The organism is Syntrophales bacterium (assembly GCA_023228425.1).
GTDB lineage: Bacteria > Desulfobacterota > Syntrophia > Syntrophales > UBA2210 > MLS-D.
In genome coordinates, this window is sequence record JALOBE010000002.1 from 167976 (window position 1) to 177491 (window position 9516).

8 protein-coding genes are annotated in these 9516 nt (G+C 58.7%); 6 read left to right on the forward strand and 2 right to left on the reverse strand.

The window, feature by feature from the left end; genetic code table 11:
- Window positions 1-129 precede the first annotated feature (129 nt).
- The 4 genes from M0Q23_01650 to M0Q23_01665 all read left to right on the forward strand — a co-directional run bounded on the left by M0Q23_01650 (window position 130) and on the right by M0Q23_01665 (window position 5487).
- Window positions 130-2094 carry an aconitate hydratase gene (locus M0Q23_01650; GenBank protein MCK9527353.1) on the forward strand — a complete coding sequence of 655 codons (1965 nt, stop codon included), beginning with the start codon at window positions 130-132 and terminating at the stop codon, window positions 2092-2094.
- A 53-nt stretch (window positions 2095-2147) separates the two neighbouring features.
- Window positions 2148-3374 carry an NADP-dependent isocitrate dehydrogenase gene (locus M0Q23_01655; protein ID MCK9527354.1) on the forward strand — a complete coding sequence of 409 codons (1227 nt, stop codon included), beginning with the start codon at window positions 2148-2150 and terminating at the stop codon, window positions 3372-3374.
- On the forward strand, window positions 3337-4404 hold the full coding sequence (rlmN, locus tag M0Q23_01660) for a 23S rRNA (adenine(2503)-C(2))-methyltransferase RlmN (protein ID MCK9527355.1): 1068 nt from the start codon (window positions 3337-3339) through the stop codon (window positions 4402-4404). Before M0Q23_01655 ends, rlmN begins: the two co-directional genes overlap by 38 nt.
- Window positions 4405-4512: 108 nt before the next feature.
- Window positions 4513-5487, forward strand: a complete 975-nt coding sequence (locus M0Q23_01665; GenBank protein ID MCK9527356.1) for an endonuclease/exonuclease/phosphatase family protein — start codon at window positions 4513-4515, stop codon at window positions 5485-5487.
- 12 nt (window positions 5488-5499) lie between these two features.
- Here M0Q23_01665 and M0Q23_01670 read toward each other — a convergent pair whose 3' ends face one another.
- Both M0Q23_01670 and M0Q23_01675 read right to left on the reverse strand, forming a co-directional pair.
- On the reverse strand, window positions 5500-7734 hold the full coding sequence (locus M0Q23_01670; protein ID MCK9527357.1) for a heavy metal translocating P-type ATPase: 2235 nt from the start codon (window positions 7732-7734) through the stop codon (window positions 5500-5502).
- 15 nt (window positions 7735-7749) lie between these two features.
- Entirely contained in the window at window positions 7750-7983 is a 234-nt protein-coding gene (locus M0Q23_01675; GenBank protein MCK9527358.1) for a heavy-metal-associated domain-containing protein, read from the reverse strand.
- Between the two features lie 418 nt (window positions 7984-8401).
- Between M0Q23_01675 and M0Q23_01680 the strand changes: the two genes are divergently transcribed.
- Both M0Q23_01680 and M0Q23_01685 read left to right on the forward strand, forming a co-directional pair.
- Complete coding sequence (locus tag M0Q23_01680; GenBank protein ID MCK9527359.1) at window positions 8402-8929, forward strand: ferritin family protein; 528 nt, start codon at window positions 8402-8404, stop codon at window positions 8927-8929.
- 60 nt (window positions 8930-8989) lie between these two features.
- The coding region (locus tag M0Q23_01685) for a tetratricopeptide repeat protein (GenBank protein ID MCK9527360.1) at window positions 8990-9516 on the forward strand (527 nt) is incomplete at its 3' end.

Here is a 9516-nt window from a genome sequence, read left to right on the forward strand (position 1 = left end):
GTCGCAGAACTCCGGTCCCGCAATGACGTCCACCGCCCGGTACCGGGCGGGACACGCGTGAGATTACCGTTGCTATTCTCGACCATTTCATATAGTAAGTAGTACTTTATTTTGCAAGTTGGAGCTTCTATGGGACAGAGCCTGACGGAAAAAATCATCGAATCGCACCTTGTGGCAGGAACCTGGCATCCCGGGCGGCAGATCGCCATCAGGATCGATCAGACCCTCACACAGGACGCCACGGGAACCATGGCCTACCTTCAATTTGAAGCAATGGGCATTCCCCGGCCTGCGACGGACCTTTCCGTGAGTTACATCGATCACAATACGATCCAGATCGGCTTTGAAAACGCCGATGATCACCGTTACCTTCACGATGTGGCCCGGAAATACGGTATCCGGCTCTCCCGGGCGGGAAACGGCATCTGTCACCAGGTACACCTGGAGCGATTCGGTGTACCCGGCACAACCCTTCTCGGTTCCGACAGCCACACCCCCACGGCGGGAGGACTGGGAATGCTGGCCATCGGGACCGGAGGTCTTGACGTGGCCCTGGCCATGGCCGGCCGGCCCTTCTACCTGGCCTGTCCCCGGGTTATCGAAATAAAGCTGATCGGGGCGCTCTCTCCCTGGGTGACGGCAAAGGATGTCATTCTACACGTACTCCGGCATTTTACCACCCGGGGGAACGTGGGGAGCGTCTTCGAATACACAGGCGACGGAGTGACGACCCTGTCCGTGCCCGAACGTGCCACCATAACCAACATGGGAGCAGAGTGCGGTGTCACCACGTCGATCTTCCCCAGCGACGGGACCACAAGACGCTTTCTCACATCCCAGGGGCGGGGCGGGGACTGGAAGGAACTCACGGCTGACCGGGACGCCCTCTATGACGGCCTGTTCTCCATCGACCTGACGACACTGGAACCGCTGGTTGCCACACCCCACAGTCCGGAAAACGTCGTGGAGCTGAAAAACATCAGCGGCCTTCCCGTTGACCAGGTCTGTATAGGAAGCTGCACAAACGGATCGTTCCATGACCTGGCCATGGCCGCGTCGATTCTGAAGGGACGGGTCATACACGAAGACGTAAGCCTTATCGTGGCTCCCGGATCGAGGCAGGTGCTGGAAAACCTGGCCCGGGACGGCTACCTCGCCGACCTGATAGCAGCGGGAGCCCGCATTGATGAATGTGCCTGCGGTTTCTGCATCGGCAACAGCTGCAGCCCCCCATCCCGTGGGGTATCGCTGCGTACATCGAACAGGAATTTCAGAGGGCGGTCGGGAACAGCCGACGCGGACGTGTACCTCGTAAGCCCTGTATCAGCGGCCGCGGCGGCCGTCACGGGTGTTATCACCGATCCCCGGACACTGGGAATCGAATTCCCCCGCGTCCCCCTGCCCGACACATTTCATGTCGACGACGGCATGATTCTGTTTCACCACGAGCCTCCGGGAGAACCCGTCGAAATCCGCAGAGGCGGAAACATAGGGCAACCGCCGGTCAATCAACCTTTTCCGGAAGAAATTTCCGGAGAGGTTCTCATCAAGGTGGGAGACCGGGTTACGACGGACCACATCATGCCTGCGGGCGAACTCATGAAATACCGCTCCAACATCGAACGCTACGCTGAATTCGTTTTCAAACCGATCGATCCGTCCTTCCCGGAACGGGCCCGGCACCTGAAAGCCCGGGGGGGACAGGGTATCATCGTGGCGGGGCTGTCCTACGGCCAGGGTTCATCCCGCGAACACGCGGCCATGTGTCCCATGCACCTGGGCGTCAAGGCCGTTATCGCCCTGTCCTTTGAACGGATCCACGCGGCAAATCTCATAAATTTCGGTATCCTTCCCATACTGTTCAGCACGAACGACGACTATGAAGCTGTCCAGACGGGCGACACCCTCCACATACCCCACATACGGGCCCGGATCGCGTCATCCGGCACGCTGACGATTCATAACCGTACCAGGGGCACCACCTTCCAGGGAATTCTGGATCTTTCGGAGCGGGATAAAGAGATTCTCCCGGCCGGCGGCGCCCTGAATCTCGTAAGAAAACAGGATGTTTCAAAGGACGAAAAGCACCGATAACCACCCGGGCGATTACAGCCCGTTTTTTGATCCCCCTACAGGAAAGGCAATCCATGTCGCGCTACCGGAACATAAAAGTGAAAACACCCCTCGTCGAGATGGACGGTGACGAGATGACCCGCGTCATGTGGGCCATGATCAAGGAAAAGCTCATCATCCCCCATCTCGACATAGACCTGCGCTACTACGATCTCCATGTGGCGAACCGCGACGCCACCGATGACCGGGTAACGGAAGAAGCGGCCCGGGCCATTATGCGATTCGGCGTGGGAGTCAAGTGCGCCACAATCACGGCGAACGCCGAACGGGTCAAAGAGTACGATCTCAAGGGAATGCTCAAGAGCCCCAACGCCACCATCAGGGCCATGCTCGACGGAACGGTGTTCAGAAAGCCCATCCTGGTACAAAACATACAACCCTTCATTCGCTCCTGGAAAAAGCCGATCATCATCGGAAGACACGCCTACGGTGACGTCTACAGCGGCGTGGAAGCGGCGATTCCCGGGCCCGGACGGGTAGAGCTTGTCTACACTCCCGATGCGGCCGGCGATATCCGCCGCGAGGTCATACACGATTTCGAGGGTCCCGGCATAGTCCAGGGAATTCACAACACCGACGAATCCATCCGGAGCTTCGCAGCCGCCTGCTTTTCCTACGCCTGGGAAGAAAAGATCGACCTCTGGTTCAGCACCAAGGATACCATATCCAAGACCTATGATGCCCGGTTCCGGGACGTTTTCGAAACGGAATACCGGCAGAACTGGGTCGAGCGCTACCGGGAGGCGGGTATCGAATATTTCTTCACCCTCATTGACGATGCCGTGGCCCGGGTTGTCCGGTCCGGAGGCGGATTTCTCTGGGCTCTCAAGAACTATGACGGCGATGTCATGTCCGACATGATCGCCGCCGCCTGCGGAAGCCTTGCCATGATGACTTCCGTCCTCGTGTCCCCCCGGGGGTGGTACGAGTATGAGGCCGCCCACGGCACCGTCCGGAAACACTACTACCGGCATCTGGGAGGGGAAGAGACGTCGACGAACTCGATGGCCCTGATTTTCGCCTGGTCCGGAGCTCTCAGAAAACGCGGAGAGCTCGACGACACGCCCGACGTGGTTGATTTCGCGAAGGACCTCGAACAGGCCTCCCTGGATACTATCGAATCGGGGATCATGACGGGTGACCTGGTTACCGTGGCTGATCATCACCCGGAAGCCCGCAAAGTAACAACGGAAGGTTTCATCGATGCCATCGTCAGGCGGCTTCGTGCCCGGCGGAGCTGATCCCGCAGACCTCAAGGATCTGACGCCCCGGGAACTGGAATCCTTTCTGGCCGGGCTCGGCAAGGAACGATTCCGGTCCCGGCAGATCATGAAATGGATGTATCAGGCCGGCTCCCAATCCCTGGACGAGATGACGAACCTCTCCGGGGAGTTCAGGAGAAGTCTCTCCGGCATCGCCCGTATCGGATCCATCGTACCGGAAAAAATCCAGGTATCCGTTGACGGAACGAAGAAGGCCCTTTTCCGTCTCGAAGACGGCGAAACCATCGAAAGCGTCCTCATACCGGGGAAAAACCACTGGACTATCTGCCTTTCCACACAGGCGGGATGCGCCATGGGATGCGCCTTCTGCCTGACCGGGATGGCGGGGTTCCGCCGCAATCTGAGGCCCTCCGAAATCGTGGGCCAGCTGACAGCCTTCCGCTTTCGTTTCCCGGAAGGACCCCTCATCAGGAACGTGGTCATGATGGGCATGGGCGAACCCCTCCTCAATTACGACAATACCCTGAAAGCCGTTGACATCATGACATCCGACGTCGGACTCGGCATTTCCCGGAGACGTGTGACTGTTTCAACCTGCGGTATCGTACCCATGATCCGTCGCCTGGGCACCGAGGCCTCCATCAATCTTGCGGTGTCATTGAACGCACCGGATGACGCCACGCGTAACCTCATCATGCCTGTCAACCGGAGGTATCCTCTGGAAGGCCTGATCAAGGCCTGTCGCGGCTATCCCATGCCCCTCAGACGGCGTATCACCATGGAATACATCCTTATCCGGGATGTCAATGACAGCCCCGAACAGGCGAAGGCTCTTATCAGGCTTCTTCGCGGCGTCCGATGCAAATTTAATCTTATCGCCTTCAACGAACATCCCGGAAGCACGTTCCGGACACCGTCACAGGAACGGATAGCCGCTTTCCAGGATGTCCTGCTGAAAAACAATCTCACCGCCGTGGTGCGCAAAAGCAAGGGACGGGATATTATGGCCGCCTGCGGCCAGTTGACGAGTTCCCCCGGGATGAAATAAAACAGGCATTGTGGATATCGCTTGCGGGAGGCTGCAGCCTGTGCTATAGATGGCCACCAAAACCACCGACCCCGGCACAAGCTATCGTAAAGGACCCGGAATTCCGACATGAAACAGAACAGCAATCGTCTGCCGTCAACCTTTCACAGGCGACACATTGACCGCCGCACCGTAAAAGCCACTCGAGCCATTACCACGGCCATATTCGCGGGGATAGCCATCGTCGACAGGCTGTACCAGATCGGCCCCTATCTCTCGGGGCGCAGGGCCTGCCCTGACGTGTGGGACCTGGATGCCGGCGGTGATCGCCATGAGACCGTCACCAACCGTGACTGGTCGGCCTTGAGGGTGATGACCCTCAATACGGCTCACGGGAGAAAGGAAGGTTCCCACCGGCTCCTGAATTCGGTAGGCACCGTGCGATCGAACCTTGACGACGTCGCGTCGCTATTGAGGCGTATGGCACCGGATATTGTGGGGCTTCAGGAAACCGACGGCCCGTCGGCATGGAGCGGCATGTTCGATCACGTGAAATATATTTCCCGCAGGGGGAACTTTCCCTCCGCCGTCCTCGGTGAGCATGTAAAAGGAAAACTGAATGTATACGGCACAGCGCTTCTGTCGAAGCTGTCTCTTCATGACCCCTTCTCCATCCGTTTCTCGCCGGCGCCGCCCACCTTTTCAAAGGGAGCCGTCATTTCAACGGTGCGGGTACCGGACGCAGGGAAAAGAAACATAGATGTCGTTTCTCTTCATCTCGATTTCGCCCGTAAATCCGTAAGGATGCGACAGGTTGAAGAGTTGGTGGAAGGACTTCTGAATCGGGGGAATCCGCTCATCGTCATGGGTGATTTCAATTGCGAATGGACTACCGGAGAGCCCTCCCTCCCCTTTCTTGTGAAGAGCCTGGACCTGAAGCCCTTCCGGCCGGAAGCCACGACCATGTACACCCACCCCTCGTCACAACGGCGCCTCGACTGGATACTGCTCTCACGGGAGTTGGAATTCCTGAGCTACCGGACCATCCAGGAACCGCTCTCGGATCACCTGGCCGTCATGGCCGACGTGAAACTTGCCTCCTGACCCGGAGGCTGTCTATCGCTTTCTCCATACCCTGCGCAGCCTCAGGGAATTTCCCACCACCGAGACGGAACTGAAGGCCATGGCCGTTGCCGCGTACATGGGATTCAGAAGAATACCGAAAAAGGGGTAGAGAATCCCGGCGGCGACGGGAATCCCCACAGTGTTGTAGAAAAATGCCCAGAACAGATTCTGCCGGATACCTCGCATGGTCAGAAATGAGAGCGTGATGGCCGAATCGACGAGCGTCAGGTCATCCCGGATCAGGGTAATATCGCTGGCCTCCGCGGCGATGTCCGTTCCGGTGCCGATGGCGATGCCCGTGTCGGCCTGCACCAGCGCCGGCGCGTCATTGATCCCATCTCCCACCATGGCCACCACGGCTCCTTCTTTCTGAAGCATCTTGATTTTTTCGGCCTTTCCCCCGGGGAGAATTTCCGCTTCGACGTGATCGATGCCGAGCTGGCGGGCTACGACGGTCGCTGTACGGTGGCTGTCGCCCGTGATCATGACCACCCTGATACCCCGTGCTTTCAGGAGCCTGACCGCTTCCCCGGCCGATTCTCGGGGAATGTCGGCAAAGGCGGCGAGCCCCAGGGCACGGTCATCGGCGGCGACATAGGCAACAGTTTTTCCGTCAGCTGCCAGGGTAGTGGCCGGTCCTTCCAGATCGTCGAGCCCTATCCCGTTACCGTCCATAAGGGTCCGGTTGCCCACGAGGATATCCCGGCCGTTCAGCGTCCCCTTGGCTCCCATCCCCGCCAGGGCGGAAAAGTCCTCCACCGCGCGGGGCGCGATTCCATCCCGTCGCGCGCGGCCGACAACCGCCGCCGCCAGGGGATGCTCTGACAAAGCTTCGATCGAAGCCATCAGTTCCAGCACCTCTTTTTCCGAAGACCCCGGGGCCGGAATGATATCCGTCACAACGGGCTCGCCCCGGGTCAGCGTCCCTGTTTTATCAAAGACCACCGTGTCGATGCGGCAGGCCTTCTCCAGAATCTCTCCCCCACGGATGAGGATGCCCTGCTCGGCGCCGACTCCGGTGCCCACCATGACGGCCGTGGGCGTTGCCAGTCCCATGGCGCAGGGGCAGGCAATGATAAGAACGGAAACAAAGTTCAGGAGAGCCCGGTCGAAGTCCTGTCCGGGAACCAGAAAATACCAGACCGCAAAGGTGACAAGGGCGATGGCTATAACCACCGGCACAAAGATGGACGCCACCCGGTCGGCGAATCTCTGGATGGGGGCTTTCGAACCCTGGGCGTCCTCTACCATTCGAATGATCTGGGCAAGGGCGGTTTCAGCCCCTATGGCCGTTGCCGTAAACCGGAAACTTCCGCTTTGATTGACCGTACCGCCGAAAACTTTGTCACCGGGGTTCTTTTCCACGGGGAGGCTCTCGCCGGTAAGCATTGATTCATCGACGGCGGATCTTCCCCGTACAATAATGCCGTCGGTTGGAATGCTTTCACCCGGGCGGACCAGGACCATCATGCCCTTCTGAAGAACCTCCAGGGGCACGTCCCGTTCATCCCCATCGGTCAGTATCCGGGCCGTCGCGGGCTTCAGCCTGAAAAGCCGCCTGATCGCTTCCGAGGTTCTTCCCCGGGCCCTCGCTTCCAGGAGTCGTCCCAGGAGAACCAGGGTGACGATCATGGAGGCTCCTTCGAAATAAACGTGGACATCCGCATCGACCCCCGCGAAGAACGCCGGGAAGAGGATGGCAAGGAGCGAATAGAGGTATGCCGAGGTAACACCCACCACAACGAGGGTATTCATGTCCGAGGTCAATTGGCGGGCCGCCTTTATGGCGCCTGTGTAGAACCGGCTTCCCACCCAGAAAACGACAGGAAAGCTGAGCCCCGCGAGAATCCACGGCATGGCGTCATCGGGAATGAAGGCCGGGAAAGGGAACCAGTGTCGCATGGACCCCATCATTACGAGGACGGACAGAATGGACCCGATGACGACCTTTCTGGTCAGTTCGCGCGTCTCCTCCTGTCGCGCGGCCTCGACGGGATTTTCGCCGGGCGCGCCGGCTTCACCGAGATACTCGTAGCCGGCGTCACGAAGAACCTCCGCGATGCGGGGCAGGTCCGCCCCGCCGGATTCGTGGGTAATCGTGGCCGTGGCCGTGGCAAGGTTCACCGAGGCGTCACTGACCCCCGGCAGATGCTTCAAGGCGTTCTCCACGCGACGGACACAGGCGGCGCACGTCATGCCTCCCACGAGGACGGATGTTTTTTTCATGGTGTCTTCCCCATCTCACCTGTTCTTTTCAATACCGTCGAACGACTCCTCGCGGTCAACATCGTAGCCCGCTTCCCTGATTCGATCCCGGACGGTACCGGAATCGACGGGAGTGGTTTCGCTGTAGGTCGCCTCTCCCCGCTCGAGATCAACCGTAACATCAACGATCCCCTCTATTCCCCGAAGCGCCTTCGTAACCGCCGCGACACAGTGGCCGCAGGACATCCCCCTGATCACGATTTTTTTCATGACTCCCTCCCTCCTGACCTCCCGGTCTGTGCGTGTACCGCCGGAAGCGGTGTTCTGTTACAATATGCATCGCTTCTCTGAATGTCCACATTGCGCCGGAAATAATCCCTGTCCCGGGATCGTTGCAGGGGGGTGCCTTTTTGGTTTTCCATCAGCTCCGTTACGTGATATAGGACTCCGTACTCACTATCCCTGATGGTTTCGCAGGACGTCGCCGGAACCATCGCACGCGACGGCTTTGTACAAAGGTCATCGGACACGGCGGGCACATCCCGGAAAATGAAGCGTACCGCGGGGTACGCGCAGTGACGAAGGATGACGCGCAACGCGGTATCCGGGCATAACGACGGAGGTCACGCCTTCGGTACCTTTTTTACACAGTCGTCATCATTTTGTGTTGAAAGGAGAACACCCGGTTATGGATCAGAAAAACCGACTGAATGCCCTTGACACCGCCCTCAAAAATGAAATGGCGGAACGTGAGTTCTACCTCGCCAATGCCGAACGGACCGGGAACCCTCTCGGGAAAGCCATGTTCAAGGAAATAGCCGATGATGAGCTGGATCATTACGAACGGCTTCTGAAACTCCAGGAAACCTGGGAAAATGAACGGAAGTGGCCTGAAACCATCCCCCTCACCGTCAAAAAAACGAACGTCGGAAATATTCTCGCGGGAATGATGGAAAAAGTCAAAACGATGCCTCCCGGAAACGATGACGACCGGGCGGCCCTGCGGAAGGCCATTGACTTCGAGGCAAAGGGTGTCGAGTTTTACCGCGGGTTACGGGACATGGTACAGGATCCGCGGGAACGGGCATTTTTCGACCTCCTTGCCTCCATCGAGGAAGAGCATTACGTCTCGCTCAAGGAAACCGAGGAGTACCTTATTGATCCGGCTGCCTGGTACCGATCGAAGGAGCGGGGAGGAGGCCTCGACGGGGCCTGACGTGCCGTGCGGAATCCATCACGTGACAATGACGACATCACGGCACAGCGGGGAGAACTCATGAAAGCAAACGTGATACACATCATCCTGGCAGTAATGATCGCATGCCTCGTGGGGGCGGAGGCCGGCGCCCAATCGGCAGAGAGTTGGTACGAAAAGGGTACGGCCGATGAGTACTCGATGAAATACGACAGCGCGCTGAGGGCATACTCCGAAGCGATCAGGCTCAACCCATCCCTCGCGCAGGCCTACCTCAAGAGGGGAGTCCTCACCTTCAGCCTTTCTCCCTCTCTCTCGGTAGAAGCCTTCGGAGATCTGAGCAGGGCGATCGAACTCGACCCCGACAACGGCGAAGCATGGTATCAGCGGGCAAAGGTGTCTTTTTTCATGCTGAACAACGAAGCCGGCAGGCGGGACATGACAAAAGCGGCAGGGCTCGGTCATGAAGGCGCACGGGTCTGCCTCCGGTCTCCCTCGGCGGCGGTTGTCCCGGCCTACGTTGACCTGGGATACCACATCAGCCCCCGGAGAGAGGCCATTCTTTTCTTTGATTTCGACAGCACTCACATCGACGAACAGGCCCGGCA